General features: G+C 68.3%; 25 protein-coding genes. 16 read left to right on the top strand and 9 right to left on the bottom strand.

Features of this window, described 5'->3' with window-relative positions:
- Nucleotides 1–134: 134 nt before the first annotated feature.
- Nucleotides 135–554: a cytochrome c oxidase subunit 4 gene (locus RMCN_RS11180; protein ID WP_064416394.1), complete on the bottom strand. Its 420-nt coding sequence runs from the start codon at nt 552–554 to the stop codon at nt 135–137.
- Between the two features lie 9 nt (nt 555–563).
- Complete coding sequence (ctaC, locus tag RMCN_RS11175; RefSeq protein WP_064416395.1) at nt 564–1,631, bottom strand: aa3-type cytochrome oxidase subunit II; 1,068 nt, start codon at nt 1,629–1,631, stop codon at nt 564–566.
- 128 nt (nt 1,632–1,759) lie between these two features.
- Here ctaC and asnB point away from each other — a divergent pair, with 128 nt between their 5' ends.
- Nucleotides 1,760–3,691 carry an asparagine synthase (glutamine-hydrolyzing) gene (gene asnB / locus RMCN_RS11170; protein ID WP_067389134.1) on the top strand — a complete coding sequence of 644 codons (1,932 nt, stop codon included), beginning with the start codon at nt 1,760–1,762 and terminating at the stop codon, nt 3,689–3,691.
- Here the strand turns inward: asnB and RMCN_RS11165 are convergent, their stop codons facing one another.
- Nucleotides 3,692–4,666 carry a carbohydrate kinase family protein gene (locus RMCN_RS11165; protein WP_067389132.1) on the bottom strand — a complete coding sequence of 325 codons (975 nt, stop codon included), beginning with the start codon at nt 4,664–4,666 and terminating at the stop codon, nt 3,692–3,694.
- Nucleotides 4,667–4,799: 133 nt separating this feature from the next.
- On the opposite strand from RMCN_RS11165, the gene RMCN_RS11160 reads away from it, so the two are divergent.
- Nucleotides 4,800–5,432 carry an Rv0361 family membrane protein gene (locus RMCN_RS11160; protein ID WP_067389129.1) on the top strand — a complete coding sequence of 211 codons (633 nt, stop codon included), beginning with the start codon at nt 4,800–4,802 and terminating at the stop codon, nt 5,430–5,432.
- A gap of 16 nt (nt 5,433–5,448) precedes the next feature.
- Here the strand turns inward: RMCN_RS11160 and RMCN_RS11155 are convergent, their stop codons facing one another.
- On the bottom strand, nt 5,449–5,823 hold the full coding sequence (locus tag RMCN_RS11155; protein WP_064349908.1) for a HesB/IscA family protein: 375 nt from the start codon (nt 5,821–5,823) through the stop codon (nt 5,449–5,451).
- A 135-nt stretch (nt 5,824–5,958) separates the two neighbouring features.
- Here RMCN_RS11155 and RMCN_RS11150 point away from each other — a divergent pair, with 135 nt between their 5' ends.
- The 5 genes from RMCN_RS11150 (at nt 5,959) to RMCN_RS11130 (ending at nt 9,385) form a co-directional block, all read left to right on the top strand.
- The gene (locus RMCN_RS11150; protein ID WP_067389127.1) at nt 5,959–6,645 is read left to right on the top strand and encodes a DUF3043 domain-containing protein; all 687 of its coding nucleotides are present in this window, start codon (nt 5,959–5,961) and stop codon (nt 6,643–6,645) included.
- Nucleotides 6,646–6,650: 5 nt separating this feature from the next.
- A complete protein-coding gene (locus RMCN_RS11145) occupies nt 6,651–7,181 on the top strand; it encodes a bifunctional adenosylcobinamide kinase/adenosylcobinamide-phosphate guanylyltransferase (protein ID WP_067389125.1) in 531 nt (176 codons plus the stop codon).
- Nucleotides 7,178–8,233, top strand: coding sequence for a nicotinate-nucleotide--dimethylbenzimidazole phosphoribosyltransferase (gene cobT / locus RMCN_RS11140; protein ID WP_067389123.1), 1,056 nt, complete (start codon nt 7,178–7,180; stop codon nt 8,231–8,233). Before RMCN_RS11145 ends, cobT begins: the two co-directional genes overlap by 4 nt.
- Nucleotides 8,234–8,236: 3 nt before the next feature.
- Nucleotides 8,237–8,959, top strand: a complete 723-nt coding sequence (locus RMCN_RS11135) for an adenosylcobinamide-GDP ribazoletransferase (protein WP_067389121.1) — start codon at nt 8,237–8,239, stop codon at nt 8,957–8,959.
- Between the two features lie 93 nt (nt 8,960–9,052).
- Nucleotides 9,053–9,385 carry a DUF732 domain-containing protein gene (locus RMCN_RS11130; protein WP_064416403.1) on the top strand — a complete coding sequence of 111 codons (333 nt, stop codon included), beginning with the start codon at nt 9,053–9,055 and terminating at the stop codon, nt 9,383–9,385.
- 23 nt (nt 9,386–9,408) lie between these two features.
- On the opposite strand, the gene RMCN_RS11125 is transcribed toward RMCN_RS11130, so the two are convergent.
- A complete protein-coding gene (locus RMCN_RS11125; RefSeq protein ID WP_067389119.1) occupies nt 9,409–10,515 on the bottom strand; it encodes a branched-chain amino acid aminotransferase in 1,107 nt (368 codons plus the stop codon).
- A gap of 22 nt (nt 10,516–10,537) precedes the next feature.
- Nucleotides 10,538–11,632 carry a glycine cleavage system aminomethyltransferase GcvT gene (gene gcvT, locus RMCN_RS11120; RefSeq protein ID WP_067389483.1) on the bottom strand — a complete coding sequence of 365 codons (1,095 nt, stop codon included), beginning with the start codon at nt 11,630–11,632 and terminating at the stop codon, nt 10,538–10,540.
- 60 nt (nt 11,633–11,692) lie between these two features.
- Between gcvT and RMCN_RS11115 the strand changes: the two genes are divergently transcribed.
- The gene (locus tag RMCN_RS11115; RefSeq protein ID WP_067389117.1) at nt 11,693–12,778 is read left to right on the top strand and encodes an adenylate/guanylate cyclase domain-containing protein; all 1,086 of its coding nucleotides are present in this window, start codon (nt 11,693–11,695) and stop codon (nt 12,776–12,778) included.
- A gap of 17 nt (nt 12,779–12,795) precedes the next feature.
- Nucleotides 12,796–14,316, top strand: a complete 1,521-nt coding sequence (locus tag RMCN_RS11110) for a leucyl aminopeptidase (RefSeq protein ID WP_067389481.1) — start codon at nt 12,796–12,798, stop codon at nt 14,314–14,316.
- Between the two features lie 70 nt (nt 14,317–14,386).
- On the opposite strand, the gene RMCN_RS11105 is transcribed toward RMCN_RS11110, so the two are convergent.
- Together RMCN_RS11105 and RMCN_RS11100 are read right to left on the bottom strand one after the other, a co-directional pair.
- Entirely contained in the window at nt 14,387–16,153 is a 1,767-nt protein-coding gene (locus RMCN_RS11105; protein WP_067389115.1) for an SDR family oxidoreductase, read from the bottom strand.
- 50 nt (nt 16,154–16,203) lie between these two features.
- Nucleotides 16,204–16,560 carry a hypothetical protein gene (locus RMCN_RS11100; RefSeq protein WP_064416406.1) on the bottom strand — a complete coding sequence of 119 codons (357 nt, stop codon included), beginning with the start codon at nt 16,558–16,560 and terminating at the stop codon, nt 16,204–16,206.
- A 158-nt stretch (nt 16,561–16,718) separates the two neighbouring features.
- On the opposite strand from RMCN_RS11100, the gene sucB reads away from it, so the two are divergent.
- From sucB to RMCN_RS11070, 6 genes are all read left to right on the top strand, one after another.
- Nucleotides 16,719–18,575, top strand: a complete 1,857-nt coding sequence (gene sucB / locus RMCN_RS11095) for a 2-oxoglutarate dehydrogenase, E2 component, dihydrolipoamide succinyltransferase (RefSeq protein WP_067389113.1) — start codon at nt 16,719–16,721, stop codon at nt 18,573–18,575.
- A gap of 19 nt (nt 18,576–18,594) precedes the next feature.
- Entirely contained in the window at nt 18,595–19,500 is a 906-nt protein-coding gene (locus tag RMCN_RS11090; protein WP_067389111.1) for a TIGR01777 family oxidoreductase, read from the top strand.
- 10 nt (nt 19,501–19,510) lie between these two features.
- Nucleotides 19,511–20,191: a lipoyl(octanoyl) transferase LipB gene (gene lipB / locus RMCN_RS11085; RefSeq protein ID WP_067389109.1), complete on the top strand. Its 681-nt coding sequence runs from the start codon at nt 19,511–19,513 to the stop codon at nt 20,189–20,191.
- The gene (gene lipA / locus RMCN_RS11080) at nt 20,191–21,147 is read left to right on the top strand and encodes a lipoyl synthase (RefSeq protein ID WP_064416410.1); all 957 of its coding nucleotides are present in this window, start codon (nt 20,191–20,193) and stop codon (nt 21,145–21,147) included. Before lipB ends, lipA begins: the two co-directional genes overlap by 1 nt.
- A 4-nt stretch (nt 21,148–21,151) precedes the next feature.
- Complete coding sequence (locus tag RMCN_RS11075) at nt 21,152–21,904, top strand: DUF4191 domain-containing protein (protein ID WP_064416411.1); 753 nt, start codon at nt 21,152–21,154, stop codon at nt 21,902–21,904.
- A gap of 62 nt (nt 21,905–21,966) precedes the next feature.
- The gene (locus RMCN_RS11070) at nt 21,967–23,772 is read left to right on the top strand and encodes an amidohydrolase (RefSeq protein WP_165604435.1); all 1,806 of its coding nucleotides are present in this window, start codon (nt 21,967–21,969) and stop codon (nt 23,770–23,772) included.
- A gap of 17 nt (nt 23,773–23,789) precedes the next feature.
- Here the strand turns inward: RMCN_RS11070 and RMCN_RS11065 are convergent, their stop codons facing one another.
- Entirely contained in the window at nt 23,790–24,272 is a 483-nt protein-coding gene (locus tag RMCN_RS11065) for an RDD family protein (RefSeq protein WP_067389107.1), read from the bottom strand.
- Between the two features lie 155 nt (nt 24,273–24,427).
- Here RMCN_RS11065 and glnA point away from each other — a divergent pair, with 155 nt between their 5' ends.
- Complete coding sequence (gene glnA, locus RMCN_RS11060) at nt 24,428–25,864, top strand: type I glutamate--ammonia ligase (RefSeq protein WP_064416413.1); 1,437 nt, start codon at nt 24,428–24,430, stop codon at nt 25,862–25,864.
- The last annotated feature ends 34 nt before the right edge of the window (nt 25,865–25,898 follow it).

Below are 25,898 nucleotides of genomic sequence, written 5' to 3'. Positions count from 1 at the left end.
TCGGCAACACTACCCAACCCCGTAACCGGGCGTGATCACCCGCCACGGTTCCCGACGCAAGTGGTGGTCCGATTGTGACCTTGGCTGAGGCCCTGTCCGCCCGCGCCGTTCGGCACGGTGGCAGATTCGACGGGTCAGTGCTTCTCGGGGCCGGTGTAGTACTCGAACGTCAGGCCCGCGACCGTCGTGATCACGAAGGCCGCACCGGCCACGATGAGCCACGGCAGCCACAGCGCCACACCGACCGCGGCGATCGAGGCCGACAGCGCGATCATGACCGGCCACCAGCTGTGCGGGCTGAAGAAGCCGAGCTCACCGGCGCCGTCGCTGATCTCGGCGTCCTCGTAGTCTTCGGGCCGGGTGTCCAGGCGTCGTGCCACGAACCGGAAGAAGGTGCCGGTGATCAGGGTCAGGCCGGCGGTCAACACCAGCGCGGTGGTGCCTGCCCATTCGATGCCGCCGTACTGGAACATCGCCGTCAGCACCGCGTAGACGATGGCGGCGAGGACGAAGAACGCGGTCAGGAACTCGAACAGCCGGGCTTCGATATGCATGTGGTGTCCCTACTTGCTGGCCTGCGTGAGCTGGGGCGCCAGTTCACCGCGACGAGTGTCGAACGGCTTCGTGGTGACCGCGGTCGGTGGCTGGTTGATGGCCTGCAGCGCCTGGGCGTTGGTCTTGCCGTCGATGCGCTGCTGCAGATACGCCTTGAAGTCGTTGGGCTCCACCACGCGCAGTTCGAAGTTCATCATCGCGTGGTAGGTGCCGCACATCTCGGTGCACCGCCCGACGAACGCCCCGGTCTGGGTGATCTCGCTGATCTGGAAGGTGTTGTCGGAGTTGTTCGCCCGCGGGTTGGGCATCACGTCGCGCTTGAACAGGAACTCCGGCACCCAGAATCCGTGGATGACGTCGGCCGAGGCGATCTGGAATTCGATGCGCTTGCCGGACGGCACCACCAGCACCGGGATCTCCGAGGACGAGCCGAGCGTCTCGACCTTGTCGAACGCCAGGTACGAGCGGTCCTGCGGGTGCTTGCCGGCGATCACGCCGAACGCCGGGTCGTGTGAACCTTCCTCGCCGCCGTGCTCACCCTCCAGGCCCTCGGGGCCGGACGCCACGGCGGCCGCGCGCTCGGGGTCGGCGCCCTCGTAGGTGAAGGTGCCGTCGGAGAAGTTCACGTTCTTGTAGCCGAACTTCCAGTTCCATTGGAAGGCGGTGACGCTGACCACGACTTCGGGGTTCGACTCCTCGTGCAGCATCCTCTCCTGCACCACCACGGTGAAGTAGAACAGCACCGAGATGATCAGGAACGGGATGACGGTCAGCACCAGTTCCAGCGGCATGTTGTAGCCGAACTGGCGCGGCAACTCGGTGTCGGTCTTCTTGGCCCGGTGAAACGCCGAGGACCAGAAGATGAGCCCCCACACGATCGCGCCCACGACCAGCGAGGCGATCACCGAACCGATCCACAGTTCGCGGTTGACGTGCGCTTCGGGGGTGATGCCCTTCGGCCATCCCAGGCCCAGCACCTCCGACCAGCTGCAACCGCTGAGCAGCAACGCCGTAGCACCCAGGACGATCGCCAGCGACGCGGTTCGCGCCACCGCCTTCAGCCCGCGAGGTGTCACGTTGGAGCCTCCTAGAAGTCAGTGACGCGCGACCGCGGTGCGGTCAATTTCCGGAGCGAATACTACGCAGCGTAGACCACGCCCGGGTGCAGGTCTCAACACACCTCGGGATTAGGCATACTGGCGCCGTGTGCGGACTGCTGGCCCTGGTGCGTGACCCGTCCGCTGACGTCTCCCCCGCGCTGATCGACGCGGTGTCCGGTGCGTCGCACCTGATGCGTCATCGCGGCCCCGACGAGCCCGGGACGTGGTCGGACGACCGGGTCGTGCTCGGATTCAACCGGTTGTCGATCATCGACATCGCCCACAGCCACCAACCCCTGCGGTGGGGTCCGCCGGACTCGCCCGACCGCTACGTGCTGGTGTTCAACGGCGAGATCTACAACTACCTCGAGCTACGCGAGGAACTGACGGCCCGGCACGGCGTGACGTTTCACACCGACGGTGACGGCGAGACCATCATCGCGGCGTACCACCACTGGGGCACCGATGCGCTGACCCGGCTGCGCGGCATGTTCGCCTTCGCGCTGTGGGACACCGTCGGCGGTGAGCTGTTCTGTGCCCGCGACCCGTTCGGCATCAAACCGCTCTACCTGGCCACCGGCCCGGGCGGCACGGCGGTGGGCAGCGAGAAGAAGTGCCTGCTCGAACTCGCCGACGAGCTGGGCCTCGACCTCGACATCGATCAGCGGGCCGTTCAGCACTACACGGTGCTGCAGTACGTTCCCGAACCCGAGACCCTGCACGTCGGGATCCGGAGGCTGGAGTCGGGTAGCTACGGGCGCGTGCGTCCGGGCGGTGAACTCGTGGTGACCCGCTACTTCCATCCGCGCTTCTCCGCTGTGCCATTCGCCGAGGGCCGTGAGCAGGACCGCTACGACGAGATCACCGCGGTGCTCGAGGATTCGGTCGCCAAGCACATGCGTGCCGACGTGACCGTTGGCGCGTTCCTGTCCGGCGGCATCGACTCGACGGCGATCGCCGCGCTGGCCATGCGGCACAATCCGCGGTTGATCACGTTCACCACCGGGTTCGAGCGGGAGGGCTTCTCCGAGGTCGACGTCGCGGTCGCCTCGGCCGAGGCCATCGGCGCCAGGCATGTGGCCAAGGTCGTCAGCCAGGCCGAGTTCGTCGCCGCGCTGCCCGAAATCGTCTGGTATCTGGACGAACCCGTCGCCGACCCGGCGCTGGTGCCATTGTTCTTCATCGCCCGGGAAGCCCGAAAACACGTCAAGGTGGTGCTCTCCGGCGAGGGCGCCGACGAATTGTTCGGCGGCTACACCATCTACCGGGAACCGTTGTCGCTCAAGCCATTCGAGTACCTGCCGCGGTCGGTGCGACGGTCGCTGGGGCGGGCGTCGCGACCGCTGCCCGAGGGTATGCGGGGCAAGAGCCTGCTGCACCGCGGTTCGCTCACGCTCGAGGAGCGCTACTACGGCAACGCGCGCAGCTTCTCCGACGAGCAACTGCGCGCGGTGTTGCCCGGGTTCCGCCAGGAGTGGACGCACACCGACGTGACCGCGCCGGTGTACGCCGCGTCGCAGGGCACCGACCCGGTCGCGCGCATGCAACACGTCGACCTGTTCACCTGGCTGCGCGGCGACATCCTGGTCAAGGCCGACAAGATGACCATGGCGAACTCGCTCGAACTGCGGGTGCCCTTCCTCGACCCCGAAGTTTTCGCCGTCGCGTCCCGACTGCCGTATGACCAGAAGATCACAAGGGCCACAACGAAATTCGCATTACGGCGGGCGCTGGAGCCGATCGTTCCCGAGCACGTGCTCAACCGGCCCAAGCTGGGCTTCCCGGTGCCGATCCGGCACTGGCTGCGGGCCGGCGAACTCCAGGACTGGGCGTACTCAATGGTCAACTCGTCGCAGGCGGGCGAGTGGGTCGACCTCGCGACCGTCCGCAATATGCTCGACGAACACCGCGACGGCACAAGCGATCACAGCCGCCGGTTGTGGACGGTGCTGATCTTCATGCTGTGGCACGCGATCTTCGTCGAGCACAGCATCACCCCGCAGATCGGCGAGCCGACCTACCCGGTGCAGCTGTAGCTACTTGAGCGCCTGCGAGATCTCTTCGGCCGCTTCATCGCCGTAGGCGTCACCGAGCCGCTGGATCGCCTCGTCGCGGTTCCAGCTCCATTCCTGCGGGCCGGGCGCCTCGAACACGAGCACGGCCACCAGCGAGGCGAGCTGCGCCGAACGCTCCAGGCTCAGGCCGGCACTGCGACCGGTCAGGAAGCCGGCCCGGAACGCGTCCCCGATACCGGTCGGATCGGCCTGGTGCTTTTCCGGAACCACCCCGACGTGGATGAAGGTGCCGTCGGAGCTGACCACGTCGACGCCCTTGGGACCGAGCGTGGTGACGCGCAGCCCGATCTGGCTCATCACCTGGGCCTCGCTCCAGCCGGACTTCTGCAGCAGCAGATCCCATTCGTAGTCGTTGGTGAACAGGTAGGTGGCGCCGTCGATCAGCTTGCGGATCTCCTCCCCCGACAGCCGCGCCAGCTGCTGGGAGGGGTCGGCGGCGAAGGGCAGACCGAGCTTGCGGCACTCCTCGGTGTGCAGGAACATCGCCTCGGGGTCGTTGGCGCCGATGATGACCAGCTCGGGCTCCCCGATCCGCTTCGTCAGCGCGGCCAGCGAGATGTTGCGCGCCTCCGACATCGCACCCGGATAGAACGACGCGATCTGCGCCATGGCCTCGTCGGTGGTGCAGACGAACCGCGCGGTGTAGGCGTCCTCGGAGATCAGCACGCTTTCGGTGTCGACGCCGACGGCCTCCAGCCAGCTGCGATAGTCGTCGAAGTCGCGGCCGACAGCGCCCACCAGCGCGACGTCACCACCGAGCACGCCGATGGCGAAGGCCATGTTGCCCGCGACGCCGCCGCGGTGTACGACGAGGTCGTCGACGAGGAAGCTGAGCGAGACTTTCTGCAGGTGTTCGGGCAGCAACTGTTCGGAGAATTTCCCGGGGAACCGCATCAGGTGGTCGGTTGCAATCGATCCGGTCACCGCAATTGTCACGAACTACACCCTTCATTTGATTAAGTCGCCTAGATATTTATCGTGCGCTAACCTGCCTACAAAGACATGCCAGTCTCGTACGACAGCACTGTAGACAGGCACCTTCCTACCCACATCTCGGGGGAGCAAATTTATGACCGGTCCGTACCCGCCCGAATACGGCGCTGGACCGACCGGCCCGCAACTGTATCCGCAATCACTTCCGTATCCGGAGAATGTGCCGTCGGCGTACCCGGGCATGCTGCCGCCGCCGGTGCCGTACCGCAAGAAGAAGCGGTGGCCGATCGTCCTGGCGGTGGTGGTGGCGCTCGCGCTGGTCGCGGCGGTCGTCGCGGTCATCGCCATGGCGGGTGGTGACGAGGAGCCGGCCGGTTCGAACGCGCTGAGCGAATCCTCGGTTACGGCCGCCATCCAGGACTACCTGGACGCGCTGACCAACGGCGACGACGAGACCGTCGCCCGCCACACCCTGTGTGGGCTCTTCGACGCGGTGAAGGAGAAGCGCTCGGACCTGGCGCTCGCGCGCCTCTCCGGCGACGCGTTCCGCAAGCAGTACAGGCAGGCCGAGGTGATATCGATCGACAAGATCGTCCAGCCCTCGCCCCACCAGGCTCAGGTGCTGTTCACCATGCGGGTGACGCCTGCGGGCGGATCACGCCGAGAACAGAGCGACACCCGCGAACAGCAGGCCGTCGCTCAGCTGTTGGCGGAAGACAACGAAATCCTGGTGTGTTCCTACCTGCCGCGCACCTCGGGGCAGTACTGACCGACCGGGTCGGAGATCAGTTGAAGGAGTCGCCGCAGGCGCACGAGCCGGTGGCGTTGGGGTTGTCGATGGTGAACCCCTGCTTCTCGATCGTGTCGACGAAGTCGATGGTCGCGCCCTGCACATACGGTGCGCTCATCCGGTCCACCGTCAGGTTCACGCCGCCGAATTCCGCGGACAGGTCACCGTCGAGCGACCGGTCGTCGAAGAACAGGTTGTAGCGCAGTCCGGCGCACCCACCCGGCTGCACGGCGATGCGCAGGGCGAGGTCGTCGCGGCCCTCCTGGTCCAGCAGCGCCTTGGCCTTCGCGGCAGCGGCATCGGTCAGGATCACACCGTGGGTGGCGGTCGCCGTCCCCGGGGTTCCTGCCGACTCTTCCTGAACTGTCATTACGTCTCCTGTAGGCCTCATTGTCGTGGCGCGTACAAATCAACGGTACCTCGTCTCGACGCTATTCCCGAGTTCTGTCCCCAGGCCTCCTCCCCAGGCAGTGCCACCCCTCGCGGCGGAAGTAACCTGGCAGGCGTGAAGCTGCTGGGCCGCAAGAAAGACGACAAGCCGACCGCCGACGCGTCGAGCGCCGAGGTATCGGAGAACACCGCCGAGGGGGCACAGGACACCGCCAGGCCCGCGGGCACCACCCCACCCAAGGGCAGGCCCACGCCCAAGCGCACCCAGGCCGCCCGCAAGCGCGGCCCGGTGGCACCGGCCCCGCTGACGGCCGCCGAAGCGCGTCGCCGCCGCAAGGAAATGCGCAACAAGATGAGCCGTGAGGAGCGCCGCGAGGAGAAGGCGGCGCGCCGCGAGCAGATGAACGAGCGCCGCGAGCGGATGATGGCCGGCGAAGAGGCCTACCTGCTCCCCCGGGACCAGGGACCGGTGCGTCGTTATGTCCGTGACGTGGTGGACGCCCGCCGAAACGTTCTCGGGCTGTTCATGCCCTCGGCGCTCGGCCTGATCTTCGTGATGCTCGCGGTGCCCTCGGTGCAGGTGCAGCGCCTACTGTCCCCCGCGATGCTCGTGCTGGTGCTGATCATGGTGATCGACGGATTCGTCCTCGGCCGCCGGGTCAACCGGCTGGTCGACGAGAAGTTCCCGAACAACACCGAAGGCGGGTGGAAGCTCGGTTTCTACGCGGCCAGCCGCGCCTCGCAGCTGCGTCGCATGCGCGCACCGCGCCCGCAGGTGAACCGCGGCGACAAGGTCACCTGAGCCCGGTGCGCACCCTGGTGCTCGGCGGCATCCGGTCGGGGAAGTCGCAGTGGGCCGAAGCCGCGCTCGCCGAGGAGGCGACCGATGCGCAACCGGTGTGCTACCTGGCCACCGGACCCTCGCCCGCCGATGACCACGAGTGGGCGGCCCGGGTAGCCGCCCACCGATCGCGACGCCGGAATCGGTGGTCCACCGTCGAAACCACGGATGTCACAGAGCAATTGCGCGCACACCACGTCGCGACGCTGGTCGACGACATCGGTTCATGGCTGACCGCTGCGATGGACCGGGCGGGCGCGTGGACCGGCGGCTCGGTCGCCGCGGACGTCGACGACCTACTCGAGGCTGTCGGCGGCTTCCCCGCTCCGCTGGCGATCGTCAGCCCCGAGGTCGGGCTGACGGTCGTTCCGGCGACGACGGCAGGTCGCCGGTTCGCCGACGAGCTGGGATCGCTGAACCAGCGGCTCGCCGCGGCCTGCGATCGGGTCGTGCTCGTCATCGCCGGACAGCCGCTGGCCGTGAAGGACCCGGTGTGACCGACTTCCCCGCCGTCCAGCCACCCGCCGCCGAGGCCGCCGCCGCCGCCCGTGCGCGCCAGGACCAACTCGCCAAGCCCGCCGGATCCCTGGGCAGGCTGGAAGAGCTCGCGGTGTGGATCGCGTCATGTCAGGGGGTGTGTCCCCCGCGGCCGCTTGTGCGCCCGCGGGTGGTGGTGTTCGCCGGAGACCACGGCGTCGCCTCGGCAGGGGTTTCGGCCTACCCGCCGGACGTCACCGCGCAGATGGTCGCCGCCTTCGACGCCGGCGGCGCGGCGATCAACGTGCTCGCCGAGGTCGCCGGCGCCACCGTGCGGGTCGTCGACATCGCGGTCGACACCGACGAACCGCACTCGCCGTCGATCGGCGCGCACAAGGTGCGTCGGGGCAGCGGCGACATCACGGTCGAAGACGCGTTGAGCGCCGATGAGGTCACCGCCGCACTCGAGGCCGGCAGGCGCATCGTCGACGACGAAGTCGACTCGGGTGCCGACCTGCTGATCGCCGGCGATATGGGTATCGGAAACACCACCCCGGCAACCACTTTGATCGCGGCGCTCACGGACACCGAACCGGTCGTGTTGGTCGGGAGAGGCACCGGTGTCGACGACGCGGGTTGGGCGCGCAAGGCCGCCGCGGTCCGCGACGCGCTGTACCGGTGTCGCAACAGCCTCACCGATCCCGTTGCGCTGCTGCGTATCTGCGCCGGGCCCGATCTGGCCGCGATCGCCGGATTCTGCGCGCAGGCCGCCGTGCGGCGGACGCCGGTGCTGCTCGACGGGCTGGTGGTGACGGCGGCGGCGCTGCTGGCCGAACGCCTGGCACCCGGTGCCCGACAGTGGTGGCGGGCCGGGCACCTGTCCACCGAACCCGCCCACGAGGTGGCGCTGAACCGGCTGGGACTCGAGCCGATCGTCGATATGCGCATGCGCCTCGGCGAGGGCACCGGGGCAGCGGTCGCACTGCCGATCGTGCGGGCGGCGGTGGCCACGCTGGCGTCGATGGCGACGTTCGACGACGCCGGGATCACGCGTATGCACCGGGAGGACTAACACGTGATCCGTTCGATCACAGGGGCTTTCGCGTTCGGCACCGTCGCACCGGTTCGCAATGGGGCGGCGGTCGGGCGGGGTGCTTTGACGGCGTTGCCGGTGGCCGGTGCGGCGATCGGCGGCCTGGCGGCGGCCACGGTGTGGGCGGCGTCGTGGGCATTCGGGCCCGGGGCGCTGGCCGGGCTGCTGGCGGTGGCGGTCGTCGTCGCGGTGACGCGTGCCCTGCACATCGACGGTCTCGCCGACACCGCCGACGGTTTGGGCTGTTACGGTCCGCCGCAACGCGCCCTGGAGGTGATGCGCGACGGCTCGGCAGGTCCGTTCGGTGTGGCCGCGGTGGTCTTGGCGATCCTGGCGCAGGCCTTCACGTTCGGCGGGTTGACCGCCCTCGGGCTGGTGGTGGCGCTCATGTGCGGGCGGGTCGCGGCGGTGCTGGCGTGCCGTCGAGGCGTGCCCGCCGCGGCGGGCAGCGCGCTGGGCGCCCGGGTCGCGGGCACCCAGTCCTGGGTCGTCGTCGTCGCGTGGAGCGTCGCCGTCGCCGGGCTGGCCGCATTCGCGGGCCCCCGGCCCTGGCAGGGACCACTGGCCGTCGCCGCCGGACTCGCGTGCGGCGCGGCGCTCGTCGCGCACTGCGTGCGGCGCTTCGGCGGGATCACCGGCGACGTGCTCGGCGCCGCGATCGAGGTGACGACGACGATCACGGCGTTAGGGCTCGCCATCGCCTGAGCCCCGCTCCAAGAAGTCGCCAAGAATCCGCCAAGGACGACGTCGGAGCCTTTCGGTACCCGCGAGGGACCCACCATCGAAAGGAACCGTGACATGTTCGATCTCAGCCGCATCACCGTTGCCGTCGCCGCCACCGTCGGCGCGCTGGGCACCGCCGCGGTCATGACCGCGGCAGCCGCACCGGCCAACACCGTCGACGACACGTTCATCGAGGTCATCAACCAACAGGGCATCAAGCCGCCCTCTGCCGCGGAGGCGATCAGCGTCGCGCATGACGCCTGCTCGGTGATCGACCACGGCGGCGACCTGAGCGCTGCGATCGACGCGGTGTCCGAGGCCACCAAGCTGGACTTCGAGGACTCGGCGTTCTTCGTCGGCGCGTCGATCGCGTCCTACTGCCCCGAGCACGAGAGCCTGATCGGCTGACGGCGCGGTGCGGGTGGTCCGGCTCAGCCGAGTCGGGCCATCCAGCCGTGCGTATCGGCGAACGTGCCGCGCTGGATGCCGGTCAACGTGTCGCGCAGCGCCATCGTGATCTCACCCGGCCCGCCGTCGGCGATGGTGAACTCGCCCTCGGCGTGCTTGACGGTGCCGACCGGGGTGATGACGGCGGCAGTCCCGCACGCGAACACCTCGGTGATCTCGCCCGCGGCCGCCTTCTTCTGCCACTCGTCGACGTCGATCTTGCGTTCCTCGACCGCGAATCCAGCATCGGATGCCAACTGCAGCAACGAGTCTCGGGTCACACCGGGCAGGATCGAGCCACTCAGCTCGGGAGTGACCAGCCGTGCCGACCCGCCGCTGCCGAAGACGAAGAACAGGTTCATCCCGCCCATCTCCTCGACGTAGCGGCGTTCGGCGGCGTCCAACCACACCACCTGGTCGCAGTCGTTGTCGGCGGCCTGGGCCTGGGCGAGCAGCGAAGCGGCGTAGTTGCCGCCGAACTTGGCGGCGCCGGTCCCGCCCGGGCAGGCCCGCACGTATTCGGTGGACAGCCACACGGAGACGGGTTTGATGCCGCCGGTGAAGTAGGCGCCGGCCGGTGAGGCGATGACCATGTAGCGGTATTCGGTCGCCGGCCGCACACCGAGTCCGGGCTCGGTGGCGAACACGAACGGCCGCAGATACAGCGACTCCTCACCCCCGGCGGGCGGCACCCATTGTTCGTCGACCGCGATGAGCTGGCGCAGCGACTCGATGAAGACATCGTCGGGCAGTTCCGGGATGGCCAGCCGCTGCGCCGACGTCCGCAGTCTGCGCGCGTTGGCCTCCGGCCGGAACGACACGACCGAGCCGTCCGCCCAGCGGTACGCCTTGAGGCCCTCGAAGATCTCCTGCGCATAGTGCAGCACGATCGCCGACGGGTCGAGTTCGATCGGACCGTAGGGGATCACGCGCGCGTCGTGCCAGCCCCGGCCCTCCCGGTAGTCGATCGAGACCATGTGATCGGTGTGGTAGCGGCCGAACCCGGGATCGGCCAAGATCGACGCCCGTACCTCGTCGCTCGCCCGGTTCGCGTTGCGCTCAACCGTGAACTCGAGGGGGCCGTCAGTCATGCAGCGATTGTATATCCGCGCGCTACCGGGTTTTTGCCGCGACGAACGGGGGCTTGACCACCTCGCACTCGACCGCGCGGCCGCGGACGTCGACCGCGACGCGATCTCCGTCGGCGATGTCGGCCGCGGTGTCGATCAAGGCCAGCCCGATGCCGACTTTCAATGTGGGAGAGAAGGTTCCCGATGTCGTCACCCCCACGGGCCGGTCGCCGTCGAGGACGGTGAGATCGGCCCGCAGCACTCCCCGGCCGACGGCCCTGAGACCGCGCAGCAGCCGGGCCGGGCCGGCCTCCTTCTCGGCCAGCAACGCATCGCGCCCCCAGAACGCGTCCTTGCGCCAGCCGACGGCCCACCCGCAACGGGCCTGCAACGGCGAGAAGTCCGGCGACAGTTCGTGGCCGTGCAGCGGATACCCCATCTCGGTGCGCAGGGTGTCGCGGGCGCCCAGTCCGGCAGGCTCACCACCTGCGGCCGTGACGGCCTCGAGCAGCGCGTCGAAGACCACGCCCGCGCGGTCCCACGGCGGCAGCAGCTCATAGCCGTGCTCGCCGGTGTAACCGGTGCGACAGACCCGCACGGGTACGCCGGCGAACTCGGCGTCGGCGTAGCCCATGTAGTCCATGTCGGTGGGCAGCCCCAACCCGCCGACCGTCTCGGCGGACCTCGGTCCTTGAACCGCGAGCACCGCGTACGACCGGTGTTCGTCGGTGATGGTGAGGCCTGCAGGCGCGCGCTCGCGCAGCGCTTCGACGACCGCGGCGGTGTTGGCGGCGTTGGGCACCAGGAAGATCTCGTCGTCGGAGACGTAGTAGGCGATCAGGTCATCGATCACTCCGCCGGAGTCGTTGCAGCACAACGTGTATTGCGCCTTGCCGGGGCCGATCCGGTGCAGGTCGTTGGTGAACGCGGAATTGATGTACTCGGCGGCGCCGGGACCGCGCACCAACGCCTTGCCCAGATGGCTGACGTCGAACAGCCCGACGGAGTTGCGCGTCGAGTTGTGCTCGCTGACCGTTCCCGCGTACGAAACGGGCATCAGCCAGCCGCCGAACTCGGCGAAGCTCGCACCCAGTTCGCGGTGGCGGTCTTCCAGCGGGCCCTTCGACACGTCGTTCATCTCACCGTGCGTCACGCCGATCCACCCTAATGGGGCCGCGAAGTTGGCACACTTGTGCAGGTGGTCGACCTCGACGCGCTGCAAGCCGCCGGGATCGCCGACGCCCACGCGCGGGCCGGGTTGATCGCCTACCTCGACTCGCTGGGCTTTTCCGCCGAGGACATGGTCGAGGCCGAACGCCGCGGCCGGCTCTTCGGCCTGGCCGGCGACGTCCTGCAGTGGTCGGGACCTCCCACCTACACGCTGCGGGTGGCCGCCGAGCACCTCGGCGTCCCGCTCGCCGATCTCGCCCACGCCTGGCAGGCGCTCGGTCTGCGCGTCGCCGGACCCGACGTGCCCGCGCTGAGCCGCGCCGACGTGGACGCGCTGGCGTCGTGGCAGACGGTCAGCGCGGTGACGGGCCCCGACGCCGCGCTCAACTTCCTGCGGATCGTCGGTGCGTCGATGGCGCGCCTGGCCGAGGCCAGCGGGACGATGATCCGACTCGCGCAGCCGGATCTGCTGATGACGCACACCCATGACGAACTGACCACCGCGCGCGCCTACCGTTCGGTCGCCGAGCTCGTGCCCGGCATCTCGGCGCTGATGGACTCGGTGTGGCGCCACCACATCACCAGTGCCAGGGCGTACTTCGAGGACGTCATCCACGATGCGTCGGCCATGGTGACCTGCGGCGTCGGGTTCGCCGACCTGTCGGGGTTCACGGTGCTGACCCAGCGGCTGAGCCCCACGGAGCTGTCGGATCTGCTGGTCGAGTTCAGCGGCGCGGTGAGCGATGTCGTGCACAGCGACGGCGGCCGGGTGGTCAAGTTCATCGGCGACGAGGTGATGTGGGTGAACTCGGACCCCGAGCAGCTCGTCGAGGTCGCGACCGACCTGGTCGAGTATCCGAGGGCCCGCGAGAGCGGGTTGGGCGTTCGGGCCGGCCTGGGGTACGGGTTGGTGCTCTCGATCGGAGGCGACTACTTCGGTACCCCCGTCAACCTGGCCGCGCGGCTGGTCAGCGCCGCGGCGCCCGGCCAGGTGCTGGCCGCGCGCGATGTGCGCGACGCGCTGCCCGACCACCCCGCGGCTCAGCTGGAACCGTTGACGCTCAAGGGGTTCCAGGGTCCGGTCACGGCCTACGACCTGCACGCCAGCTGCTGAAGCTAGGGTTGGGATTCGTGAGCCCTGCAACCTCTGGATATCAGACCCCGACCGTCACCGTCAGCACGTCGCTGCCCAAACGCAAAGCCGACGGCTCGGTGCTGATCGTTCCCGTGGTGAACGGGGACGACGATTCAGCGGCGAAGGTGGTGCCCAGCTCATTCCTGGACCCCGCGGCGGTCGCCGAGATCGAGTCCGCGCTGGCGGCGCTGGGCGCCAAGGGCGGCAGCGAACAGGTCACGCGCGTCGTGGCACCGTCGCTTCCGGTGGGCAGCGTGCTGGCCGTCGGGCTCGGTAAGTCACGCGACGGCTACCCGGCCGATGTCATCCGCCGCGCGGCGGGCGTGGCGGCCCGCTCGCTCAACGGCACCGAGTCGGTGCTGACAACACTGTCGGGCGTGGATCTGGCGGCCGCGGTCGAGGGCCTGATTCTCGGCGCATACCGGTTCAGCGATTTCCGCAGCGACAAGACCGCACCCAAGGACGCAGGCCTGCGCGAGATCACCGCACTGGCCCCCGACACCAAGTCCGCCACCAAGGAGGCCGCACAACGCGCCGCCGACATCGCGACCGCGGTGGCCACCGCCCGCGATTTCGTCAACACTCCGCCCAGCCACCTGTTCCCCGACGAGTTCGCCCGGCGCGCAAAGGCATTGGGTGAATCGGCCGGTTTGTCGGTCGAGGTCCTCGACGAGAAGGCATTGGAGAAGGCCGGTTACGGCGGCATCATCGGCGTCGGCAAGGGTTCGTCGCGGCCGCCGAGGCTGGTGCGGCTGACGCACAAGGGCGCCAAGCGCAAAGGCAAGCGTGTCGCGCTGGTCGGTAAGGGGATCACGTTCGACACCGGCGGCATCTCGATCAAACCCGCGGCGAACATGCACCACATGACCTCCGACATGGGCGGCGCGGCGGCCGTCATCGCCACAGTGGTGCTGGCGGCCAAGCAGAAACTGCCCATCGACGTGATCGCCACGGTGCCGATGGCCGAGAACATGCCGTCGGCGACCGCGCAGCGCCCCGGTGACGTGTTGACGCAATACGGCGGCATCACGGTCGAGGTGCTCAACACCGACGCCGAGGGCAGGCTGATCCTGGCCGACGCGATCGTGCGCGCCGGCGAGGACAAGCCGGACTACCTGATCGAGACGTCGACGCTGACCGGTGCCCAGACCGTCGCGCTCGGCGCCCGCACTCCGGGGGTCATGGGCAGTGACGAGTTCCGCGACCGGGTGGCGCGGATTTCGCAGGCGGTCGGCGAGAACGCTTGGGCGATGCCGTTGCCCGAGGAACTCAAGGACGATCTGAAGTCGACGGTCGCCGACCTCGCCAACGTCAGCGGTTCGCGCTATGCCGGCATGCTCGTCGCGGGGACTTACCTGCGCGAGTTCGTGCCCGAGGGTGTGCAGTGGGCCCACATCGACATCGCCGGCCCGGCGTACAACACGGGAGGGCCGTGGGGTTACACGGGTAAGGGCGGTACAGGTGTGCCGACGCGGACGATGTTCGCGGTCCTGGAGGACATATCGGCGAGCGGGTAGGCCCTTCCGCCGGGACCGACGCTTTGGCGGCTTTCGCTCGCAAAAACCCGCCAAAACGTCGGCTTCGGCGCTAGACGACCTTGCCGCGAGCGGTGCTGCGCATCACCTGCGGCAGAAGGTGTGCGACGCCGTAGACGATGTGGGCCTCCGGGGCGACCGGGCGGATCGGCTTGTTCTTCTTGACCGCCGACACGATCGCGTTCGCCACCTTGTCCGGGCCGTAGCGCCGCCGGGAGAACGCCTTCTCGAGCTGCGCGCGACGGGCTTCGACCTTGTCCCGCTTGGAGTCGGGGATGTCGAACCGGGTGGTGTGCACGATGTTGGTGTCGATGACGCCGGGGCACACCGTGGTCAGGCCGACGCCCGCCTGGTCCAATTCCGCGCGCAGGCAGTCGCCGAACATGAACACCGCCGCCTTGCTGGTGGCATAGGCGTTCATCGACTGCTGCGGTGAGTACGCCGCCATCGAGGAGATGTTGACGACGTGCCCACCGAGCCCGCGGTCGACCATCCTGCGCCCAAAAGACCTGCAGCAGTTGACGACTCCACCGAAGTTGATGGACAGCACGCGGTCGTACTCCTCGCGCGGGGTGTCCAGGAACATGCCCGCGTGCCCGACGCCGGCGTTGTTGACCACGATGTCGGGGACCCCGTGTTCTGCGCACACCTTTTCGGCGAACCGTTCGACGGCGTCGGCGTCGGACACGTCGACGGTGTAGGCGTGCGCGATTCCGCCGCGCGCGGCGACCTGCTCCGCGGTTTCCTTCGCGGTGCCCTCGTCGACATCGCTGACCACGATCTCGGCGCCCTCGCGGGCGAACGCCAACGCCGTCGCACGGCCGATACCGCTACCCGCACCCGTGATGGAAACCAGTGTGTCGCCGAAGTATTCGCGTGGCCTGCCGACCTGCGCACGCAGCAGTTCACGCGCGGGCGGCTTACCGCCGAGGAAATCGACGAGCTGCTCGACTGAGCCGGCGATGGCCTGCGGATGCGACATCGGCGACCAGTGCCCGGCGGAGATGTCGCGGCGCCACAGTCGCGCCACCCATCGGGCGGTGTCCTCGTAGACGTGGGGCCGCACGAACGGGTCCCTGGTGTTGACGATGAGCTGCACCGGGACATCGACGTAATGGTCCTTGCGCCCCGGCGTCATCGAGCGCAGGTAGTTGGCGCCGTAGACCTTGACGCTCTTGGCGGCATCGGCCTTATAGGTCGCACCGTGGTGCAGTTGCTCATGCGGGATGCCGTCGCGCACCAAAAGGATCTGGCGCACCAGGTTCGCGACGAAGCCACGCACCGCCAGCGGTGCGAGCACCGGGATCGAGAAGAAGCCCATATAGGCGAAGGACAGGAACTGACTCAGTGCGCGCACGAATCGGCGCGGACGCCACGGGCGCACCAGGCTACTGGTGATGAAGGCGTTGAGGTGGTCGATGCTGGGTCCGGAGATCGAGGTGAACGACGCGACCCGGTCGCCGGCCCCCGGCCGGGCCAGGTATTCCCACATGGCCGCCGAGCCCCAGTCGTGGGCGAGCACGTGTACCGGCTCGCCCGGGCTCACCGCGGCGATGACCGCTTCGAAGTCATCCGCGTACCGAGACATGTGATAGGCCGAGACCCGTTTGGGCCCAGTCGATTTCCCGACACCGCGGTTGTCGTAGCGCACGATGCGGAACCGGTCGGACAGCAGCGGCACCACGCCGTCCCACAGCACGTGCGAGTCGGGCCACCCGTGCACGAGGACCAGGGTCGGACCCTCAGGATCGCCTTCTTCGTAGACCGCGATCCGCACGTCGTCCGTGCTGTCGACGAACCGCGCAGCGACGTCCCCCATCGCACCTCCCGTGACTTGGCGGAACCGCCGGTACCGTATCAGTGCGTTCGTCAGCGCTCGTCTAGTTCACGGCGAGCAGCGCGTCGGCGCTCGATGCGACGCTTCTCGTCGTAGTCGCGCATCCGCTGCGGGTAGCCGACTTTCTGCACGTCGTAGACCGGGATCTTCAGCCGTTCCGACAGCCGGCGTGCGCCGGCGTCTCCCCCGGCGCGCCGCCGCGTCCATTCCCCGTCGGCGGCGACCAGCACCACGGTGACGTCGGTGACGGTGGTCTTGGGTTCCACGAAAGCTTCCACGCCGGTGTGGGTGGCGACCCACTGCCGGAGATAGTTCAGATCCGCGGCGGGGTCGCCACCCGGACCCACGCCTTTGCGCTTACCGCGCCGAAACCTGTCGAGGACTCCCACTCGCGTCCGCGCTCCCTCCGATCGCCTCTTTCCGATAGTGCCAGAGGAGTGGGTCGGACGGTCTGCGGCGAACTGCGAGTCCGGACGTGACAGGATGGGTATGCAGACAATCACCCAGCACGACTGACGACCGTTCAAGGGAGCGAGGGAGTCAATCAATGGCCATCTCCGTTCAGATGCCCGCACTCGGTGAGAGCGTTACCGAGGGGACTGTCACCCGATGGCTCAAGCAAGAGGGTGACACGGTCGAACAGGATGAGCCTCTGCTCGAAGTCTCCACCGACAAGGTCGACACCGAGATCCCCGCGCCCGCTTCCGGTGTGCTGAAGAAGATCATCGCCCAGGAGGACGACACCGTCGAGGTGGGCGGCGAGTTGGCGGTCATCGGTGATGCCGACGAGGACGGCGACTCCGCAGGCTCCGATGACTCCGAGGACGACGCGTCGGACGGCGACGATGAAGGCTCGGAGGACCAGGAGCAGCCCGCCGAAGAGGAGAAGCCGGCCGAGGAACCGGCCGCGCAGCCCGAGCCCGCCGCCGAAGAGACGGAATCAGAACCCGAGCCCGAGGAGAAGGAGGACAAGCCCGCCGCGAAGTCCTCGGGTGGGGCCTCAGGTAAGTCCACGCCGGTGCTGATGCCCGAACTCGGCGAGTCGGTGACCGAAGGCACCGTGACCCGATGGCTGAAGAAGGTCGGCGACAGCGTGGAAGTCGATGAGCCGCTGCTCGAGGTGTCAACCGACAAGGTCGACACCGAGATTCCCTCGCCCGTGGCAGGCACCTTGATTTCGATCACCGCAGAAGAGGACGACACCGTCGAGGTGGGCGGCGAGCTGGCCAAGATCGGTGATGCCGACGCAGAAGCCGAGGCCGAGCCAGAACCCGAACCCGAACCCGAACCCGAACCGGAACCCGAACCCGAACCCGAAGCCAAGGAAGACAAGGCGAAGGAAGACAAGAAGCCGGAACCGAAGCAGGAGCCCGAGCCCAAGGAAGACAAGAAGCCCGAGCCCAAACCGGAGCCCAAGTCCGAACCGCAGCCGGCGAGCGATTCGGGGCCCTACGTCACCCCGTTGGTGCGAAAGCTGGCCGCGGAGAACAACGTTGACCTCGCCAGCGTGAAAGGCACCGGGGTCGGCGGCCGCATCCGTAAGCAGGACGTGCTCGCGGCCGCGGAGGCGGGCAAGGCGCCGGCGGAATCGACCGAGAAGGCGGCCGAGGCTCCGGGCAGGTCGGCTGCGGCGGCGACGGCGTCCGCGGATGCCAACGCGCCGGCCGCTTCGCTCGCACACCTGCGCGGCACCACGCAGAAGGCCACCCGGATCCGGCAGCTGACCGCGAAGAAGACACGCGAATCCCTGCAGGCGACAGCGCAATTGACGCAGACCCACGAGGTCGACATGACCAGGATCGTGTCGCTGCGGGCACGGGCGAAGGCCGGCTTCGCCGAACGCGAGGGCGTGAACCTGACGTACCTGCCGTTCATCGCCGTCGCCGTCATCGACGCGCTCAAGGCGCATCCCAACGTCAACGCCAGCTACAACGAGGAAACCAAGGAGATCACCTACTACGACGCCGAGCACCTCGGGATCGCGGTTGACACCGAGCAGGGTCTGCTTTCGCCGGTGATCAAGAACGCCGGTGATCTGTCGTTGGCCGGACTGGCCCGCGCGATCGCTGACATCGCCACGCGCGCCCGGTCGGGTGACCTCAAGCCCGACGAACTGTCCGGCGGGACGTTCACCATCACCAACATCGGCAGCCAGGGCGCGCTGTTCGACACGCCGATCCTGGTCCCGCCGCAAGCGGCGATGCTGGGAACCGGGGCGATCGTCAAACGGCCGCGGGTGATCGCCGACGAGTTCGGCAACGAGTCGATCGGTGTGCGCTCGGTGTGTTACCTGCCGCTGACCTACGACCACCGGTTGATCGACGGCGCCGACGCCGGACGCTTCCTGACCACCATCAAGCGTCGCCTCGAAGAAGGCGCATTCGAGGCCGATCTGGGTCTCTAGAACGCCTCTAGAGAATCTCGTGTCCGAACCCGTCATCGCGATCGCGGGATCGTCCGGTCTGATCGGTACGGCTCTGGTCTACGCGTTGCGCGCCACCGACCATCGGGTGCTCCGCATCGTCCGGCGCGCGCCGTCCAACGCCGACGAGGTGTTCTGGAACCCCGACACGGGCGAATTCGACCCCGCGATGCTGGCCGGGGTGGACGCCGTGGTCAACCTGTGCGGGGTGAACGTCGGCGAGAAGCGGTGGTCGGGCGCCTTCAAGCAGAGCCTGCGTGACAGCCGCATCGGACCGACCGAGGTGCTGGCCACCGCGGTCGCCGAGGCCGGTGTGCCGGTGCTGATCAACGCCAGCGCGGTCGGCTACTACGGCGACACCGGATCCCAGATCACCGACGAGACGGCCCCGGCAGGCGACGGGTTCCTCGCCCACCTGTGCGTGGGCTGGGAGGCCGCGACCTGGCCCGCCCGGCAGGACGGCGCCCGGGTGGTGCTCGTGCGGTCGGGGCTGGTGCTGGCGCAGGCCGGAGGGATGCTCGGCAGGCTCAAGCCGCTGTTCTCCCTGGGACTGGGCGCTCGGCTGGGCGACGGCCGTCAGTACATGCCGTGGATCAGCCTCGAGGACGAGATCCGCGCGCTGCTGTTCGCGATATCGCGCGACGAGCTGTCCGGTCCGGTGAACCTCACCGGCCCGGCGCCTGTGACCAACGCCGAGTTTACCACCGCGTTGGGCCGCGCGCTCAACCGCCCGACACCGCTGATGGTGCCCGGGTTCGCGCTGCGCGCCGCACTGGGCGAATTCGCCGACGAGGGTCTGCTCGGCGGTCAACGCGCCATCCCCGCCGCACTCGAGCGGGCCGGATTCGTCTTCCACCACAACACCATTGGTGAAGCGTTGGCGTTCGCCACCGCACACCCGGAGTAGCGTCGTCATCATGACCCAATCGATCCGGTCGGCGACAGTGCCGGTCGAGGTGCGCCGGCTGGGCTCGGTCGACTACGAGAGCGCCTGGCAGCTGCAGCGAGCGATCGCCGACCAGCGCGTCGCGGGCGGCCCGGACACCCTGCTGCTGCTCGAGCACCCGCCGGTGTACACCGCTGGGCGGCGCACACTCGCCACCGAGCGGCCGAACCCCGGCGCCGGCGGCACCCCCGTCATCGACACCGACCGCGGCGGAAAGATCACCTGGCACGGCCCCGGCCAACTCGTCGGCTATCCGATCATCGGCCTGGCCGAACCACTCGACGTGGTCAACTTCGTGCGGCGGCTCGAGGAGTCGCTGATCAGGGTCTGCACCGACCTCGGCGTGCGGACCGGCCGGGTGGAAGGCCGCTCCGGGGTGTGGGTCCCCGCGGACGATTCTGGACCGGCCCGCAAGATCGCCGCAATCGGCATCCGGGTGTCGCGGGCGACCACGCTGCACGGCTTCGCGCTCAACTGCGACTGCGACCTGTCCGCGTACAGCGCGATCGTGCCGTGCGGAATCTCCGACGCCGGGGTCACTTCGCTGACGGCTGAACTGGGTCGCCGCATCGCCGTCGCGGACATCGCTGACCAGGTGGCCGACGCCGTGTGTGATGCCCTCGACGGGCGGCTGGTAGTAGCGTTGGCGTAGTGACTGTCGCTCGTTCATCCAATGTCGCCGGCCATGCGGCTCCGGAAGGCCGGCGGCTGCTGCGTCTCGAGGTCCGCAACGCCGAGACGCCGATCGAGCGCAAGCCGCCGTGGATCAAGACCCGCGCGCGGATGGGCCCGGAGTACCAGGAGCTCAAGGCGCTCGTGAAGCGCGAGGGCCTGCACACCGTCTGCGAAGAGGCCGGCTGCCCCAACATCTTCGAGTGCTGGGAGGACCGCGAGGCGACGTTCCTGATCGGCGGCGAGCAGTGCACCCGTCGCTGCGACTTCTGCCAGATCGACACCGGCAAGCCCGCCGAACTGGACCGCGACGAACCGCGTCGGGTCGCAGAGAGCGTGCAGGCGATGGGCCTGAAGTACGCGACCGTGACCGGCGTGGCCCGCGACGACCTGCCCGACGGTGGCGCGTGGCTCTACGCCGAGACGGTCCGCGCGATCAAAGCGCTCAACCCCAACACCGGCGTCGAGTTGCTGATCCCCGACTTCAACGGCGACCCGGCCCTGCTGCGGCAGGTGTTCGAATCCCGCCCAGAAGTGTTGGCGCACAACGTCGAAACGGTTCCGCGAATCTTCAAGCGCATCCGGCCCGCGTTTCGCTACGAGCGAAGCCTCGACGTGCTGACCGCGGCGCGCGACTTCGGGCTGGTGACGAAGTCGAACCTGATCCTGGGGATGGGCGAGACGCCCGATGAGGTGCGGGCGGCGCTGACCGATCTGTACGACGCGGGCTGCCATATCGTCACGATCACCCAGTACCTGCGCCCGTCGGTGCGCCACCACCCGGTGGAGCGCTGGGTGCACCCCGACGAGTTCGTCGAGCACGAGCAGTTCGCTCAGCGCCTCGGCTTCGCCGGTGTGTTGGCCGGCCCGCTGGTGCGCTCGTCCTACCGTGCCGGTCGGTTGTACGCGCAGGCGAAATCGGCGTCCGTATCCTGAAGCAATGGCGAAAACCCGCAATCCCCAGGCACTGAAGGCCGCCAAGGCCGAAGCCAAGGCGGCTCGTAAGGCGGCGTCGAAACAGCGCCGCAGCCAGTTGTGGCAGGCGTTCCAGCTTCAGCGCAAAGAGGACAAGCGCTTGCTGCCGTACATGATCGGTGCATTCGTGCTGATCGTCGCCGCTTCGGTGGCGTTCGGCATCTTCGCGGGCGGCTTCACCACCTACATGATGATTCCGCTGGGCATCGTGCTCGGCGCCCTGGTCGCGTTCATCATCTTCGGTAGGCGCGCCCAGAAGTCGGTGTACAGCAAGGCCGAGGGCCAGACGGGCGCCGCAGCCTGGGCACTGGACAACATGCGGGGCAAGTGGCGTGTGACGCCGGGTGTCGCGGCGACGGGCCACTTCGACGCGGTGCACCGGGTGATCGGCAGGCCCGGTGTCATCTTCGTCGGCGAGGGGTCGCCGTCGCGTGTGCGGCCGCTGCTGGCGCAGGAGAAGAAGCGCACGGCTCGGCTGGTCGGCGACACCCCGATCTACGACGTCATCATCGGCAACGGCGAGGGCGAGGTGCCGCTGGCCAAACTGGAGCGCCACCTGAACAAGCTGCCCGCCAACATCACCGTCAAGCAGTTGGACGCCCTGGAGTCGCGGCTGGCCGCATTGGGCACCAAGGTCGGACCCGCGGCGATGCCGAAGGGCCCGCTGCCGGCGCAGGCCAAGATGCGCGGAGTGCAGCGTACGGTGCGGCGGCGATGAGCGCTTGCGCGAAGAGCAGACGGCGCCGCTGACTTCGGGCGGGCTGCGGCCGGAGGCGCGGTATGTGTACCGCCTGCGAGTGGGCGCCCCATTTCGCGGCATTCGGGGCGAGTCGGCGCACCGTGCTGCGCGCCGGCGCTGTGGTTCTCGCCGCGACCGCGGCCAGCGCCTGCTCGGCCAGTGACCCGTCCGGGACCGGCTCCGACGCCACGGCCGCAGACCAGGGCGCCGACTACGTCTTCCGCAACGGACCGATCTACACCGTCGCCGGCCCGGCACCGTGGGTGAAGGCGGTCGCGGTACGTGGCAACACCATCACCCACGTCGGCGACGAGGCGGGCGCCATGGCGCTGGTCGGGCCCGACACCCGAGTGGTCGACCTGGGGGGCCGGCTGCTGATGCCCGGCTTCGTCGAGGGCCACACCCACCCGTTCCTCGGCGCCTTCCTCACCTCCGGTGTCGACCTGCAGCTGCCGACGGGCGCGGACGCGCTGGCCGCGATCGAGCGGTACGCGAAGCAGAACCCGACCGGGCCGGTGCGCGGATTCGGTTGGCGCGTCGACATGTTCGGCCCCGACGGACCCGATCGCGCCGACCTCGACCGCGTGCTGCCCGACCGGCCGGGCTTCTTCTTCGCCATCGACGGGCACAGCCTGTGGGCCAACAGCAAGGCGCTCGAGATCGCCGGCGTCAACCGCGACACCCCTGATCCGATTCCGGGTTTCAGCTATTACGCGCGGGACGCCAACGGCGATCCGACCGGATATGTGCTCGAGGTCAACGCCGTGCTGGGTCTCGTCGACGCGATCGAGCCGATCTCACCGCAGACGATGGGGCGGCTGCTCGAGGCGTGGCTGCCGAAGGCCTCCGCGGCCGGGATCACGTCGGTGTTCGACGCCGGCGTGCCACCCATCGGCTCGGATCAGGGAGCGCTGATCGGCCTGTACACCGACGTCGAGAACCGCGGACAGCTGCCGTTCCGCGTCGTCGCCTCCTACAGCGTGCGATCGGCGCCGGTGGACGACGTCGTGCAGGAGCTGACCGACATCAGGGACCGGTTCTCCACCGAGCTGGTCCGGGCCGACGTCGTCAAGATCGTCGGCGACGGAACCCAGGGCGGATACACCGCCTGGCTCATCGAGCCCTACGCGGACAGACCCGACTCCACCGGCGGCTCGCCGTTCACCGAACAACAGTGGCACCAGCTCATCGGTCAGGTCGACGCCGCGGGTTTCGACGTGCACGTGCACGCCTGCGGCGAGCGCACCGCCCGCGTCGCCCTCGACGCGATCGAGCGGGCCTCGGCCGCCAATCCCCCGCGCGATCGCAGGCACGCCATCGCGCATCTGGTCTACGTCGAGGATCCCGACAGTCGGCGTTTCGGCGAACTCGGCGTCGTCGCCCAGTTCTCGGCCAACTGGATGTCAGCCGATCCGGACACGCTGGAGAACATGGCCGCCCGCTACGGTCGGCCACGCCAGGACCTGATGTACCGCCCCCGAGATGTGTTGAAGTCCGGCGGACGAATCTCGCTGGGCACCGACTGGCCGGCCGCGGGCTACTTCTCCACCTACAAGCCGCTCGAAGCGATCCAGATCGGTGTCACCCGTCAGCTGATCGGCCGGCCGCAGGCGCCGGTGCTGGCGCCCGCCGACCAGCGGCTGACCGTCGCGGAGGCGGTGCGCGCCAACACGCTCGGCGCGGCCTATCAGATCCGGATGGACGACAAGGTGGGGTCGCTCGAGGTCGGCAAGCTCGCGGACATGATCGTCGTGGATGAGAACATCTTCGCGATCGACCCGCACGACATCGCCCGGGCGAACGTCACGATGACGATGATGAACGGCCAGATCCGCCACGAGGCGTGACGTTTCGCCGCGGCCGCTCAGCGCCGGACGACCGCCGTGTTGGTGAAGCGGTCCTGATAGCCGCGGAAGTCCCTGTCGGTGAACAGCGCGGGTATGACGAAGAACACCAGCAGACCACGCACCGCGGCCCGGCCGATGCCGACGTGCTGGCGGTGGTCGATCGAGGCGACCCGCAGCCCCAGCGCCCACTGCCCGGGTGTGAAGCCGTACAACCGCACCGAGATGATGCCAAGAACCAGCCACACCGCGGCGATGGACGTCGAGCCCAGCTGCGAGTAGAGGAAGGCGTCCTTGCTGATGAATCCGAGGTTGACCGCGAGCCCCACCAGCCCGTATGCGATGAACCAGTCGAGCATCAGCGCGGCGATCCGCCTGCCGAACCGGGCGATGGACCCCGGACCGGTCTCCGGTAGTCCGAGGCGCTTGCCGGGATAGTCGTTGGGTCCCGCGTCGCTGGTCGGATCCGGTCCCGACAGCCAGGACCCGAGTGTGCGGGCCATACACTGAAGGATATGGGACTGAAAAAAAGTCCATCGGCCGCCGGCGACTGACCCTGATGTGATTGCGTAACTTCAGCGCAACATTCGGTTGACGACCGTGCAACATCGTGTCCTTAGCGTCAACCCGCGAGTTACTGGATAAAGGAGAAAACTCAGTGGCAGAAAAGACGGCCGACGACATTCTCAAGCTGATCAAGGATGAGGATGTCGAATACGTCGACATCCGGTTCTGTGATCTGCCCGGCGTCGTCCAGCACTTCTCGATCCCGGCTTCGGCCTTCACCCAAGATGTCTTCGAGGACGGTCTGGCCTTCGACGGCTCGTCGGTTCGCGGATTCCAGTCGATCCACGAATCCGACATGATGCTGCTGCCGGACCCCGAGACCGCACGCATCGACCCGTTCCGTGCCGCGAAGACGCTGAACATGAACTTCTTCGTGCATGATCCGTTCACCCGCGAGGCTTACTCGCGCGACCCTCGCAACGTCGCCCGCAAGGCGGAGAACTACCTGGCCAGCACCGGCATCGCCGATACGGCGTACTTCGGCGCCGAGGCCGAGTTCTACATCTTCGACTCGGTGACGTTCGACTCCAGGATCAACGGCACCTTCTACGAGGTGGATTCCGAGGCCGGATGGTGGAACACCGGCGAACCGGTCGAGGCCGACGGCAGCGCGAACCGCGGTTACAAGGTGCGCCCGAAGGGCGGCTACTTCCCGGTCGCGCCGTACGACCACTACGTCGACCTGCGCGACCAGATGGCGACCAACCTGCAGAACGCGGGCTTCGTGCTCGAGCGCGGCCACCACGAGGTCGGCACCGCGGGCCAGGCCGAGATCAACTACAAGTTCAACACGATGCTGCATGCGGCCGACGATGTGCTGCTGTTCAAGTACATCATCAAGAACACCGCATGGCAGGCCGGCAAGACGGTCACCTTCATGCCCAAGCCGCTGTTCGGTGACAACGGCTCGGGCATGCACGCACATCAGTCGCTGTGGAAGGACGGCCAACCGCTGTTCCACGACGAGTCCGGCTACGCGGGCCTGTCGGACCTCGCGCGCCACTACATCGGCGGCATCCTGCACCACGCGCCGTCGCTGCTGGCGTTCACCAACCCGACGGTGAACTCCTACAAGCGCCTGGTGCCCGGCTACGAGGCGCCGATCAACCTGGTGTACAGCCAGCGGAACCGCTCGGCGTGTGTGCGCATCCCGATCACGGGCAACAACCCCAAGGCCAAGCGCCTCGAGTTCCGCTGCCCCGACAGCTCGGGTAACCCGTATCTGGCGTTCGCGGCGATGCTGATGGCAGGCATCGACGGCATCAAGAAGAAGATCGAACCGCTGACCCCGGTGGACAAGGACCTCTACGAACTGCCGCCCGAGGAGGCCGCCAACATTCCGCAGGCGCCCACCTCGCTGTCGGCGGTCATCGACAAGCTCGAAGAGGACCACGACTACCTCACCGAGGGTGGCGTGTTCACCGAGGACCTGATCGAGACCTGGATTTCCTACAAGCGCGAGAACGAGATCCTGCCGGTCCAGATCCGGCCGCACCCCTACGAGGTTGCGCTGTACTTCGACGTGTAAACACCAGTCGACACTTCGGGCCGGGCGGGTCAAA

The sequence above is a fragment of the Mycolicibacterium novocastrense genome (assembly GCF_001570485.1).
Lineage (GTDB): Bacteria > Actinomycetota > Actinomycetes > Mycobacteriales > Mycobacteriaceae > Mycobacterium > Mycobacterium novocastrense.
The sequence above is the reverse complement of the archived record's forward strand: the minus strand, read 5'-3'. Positions and strand labels throughout refer to the sequence as shown.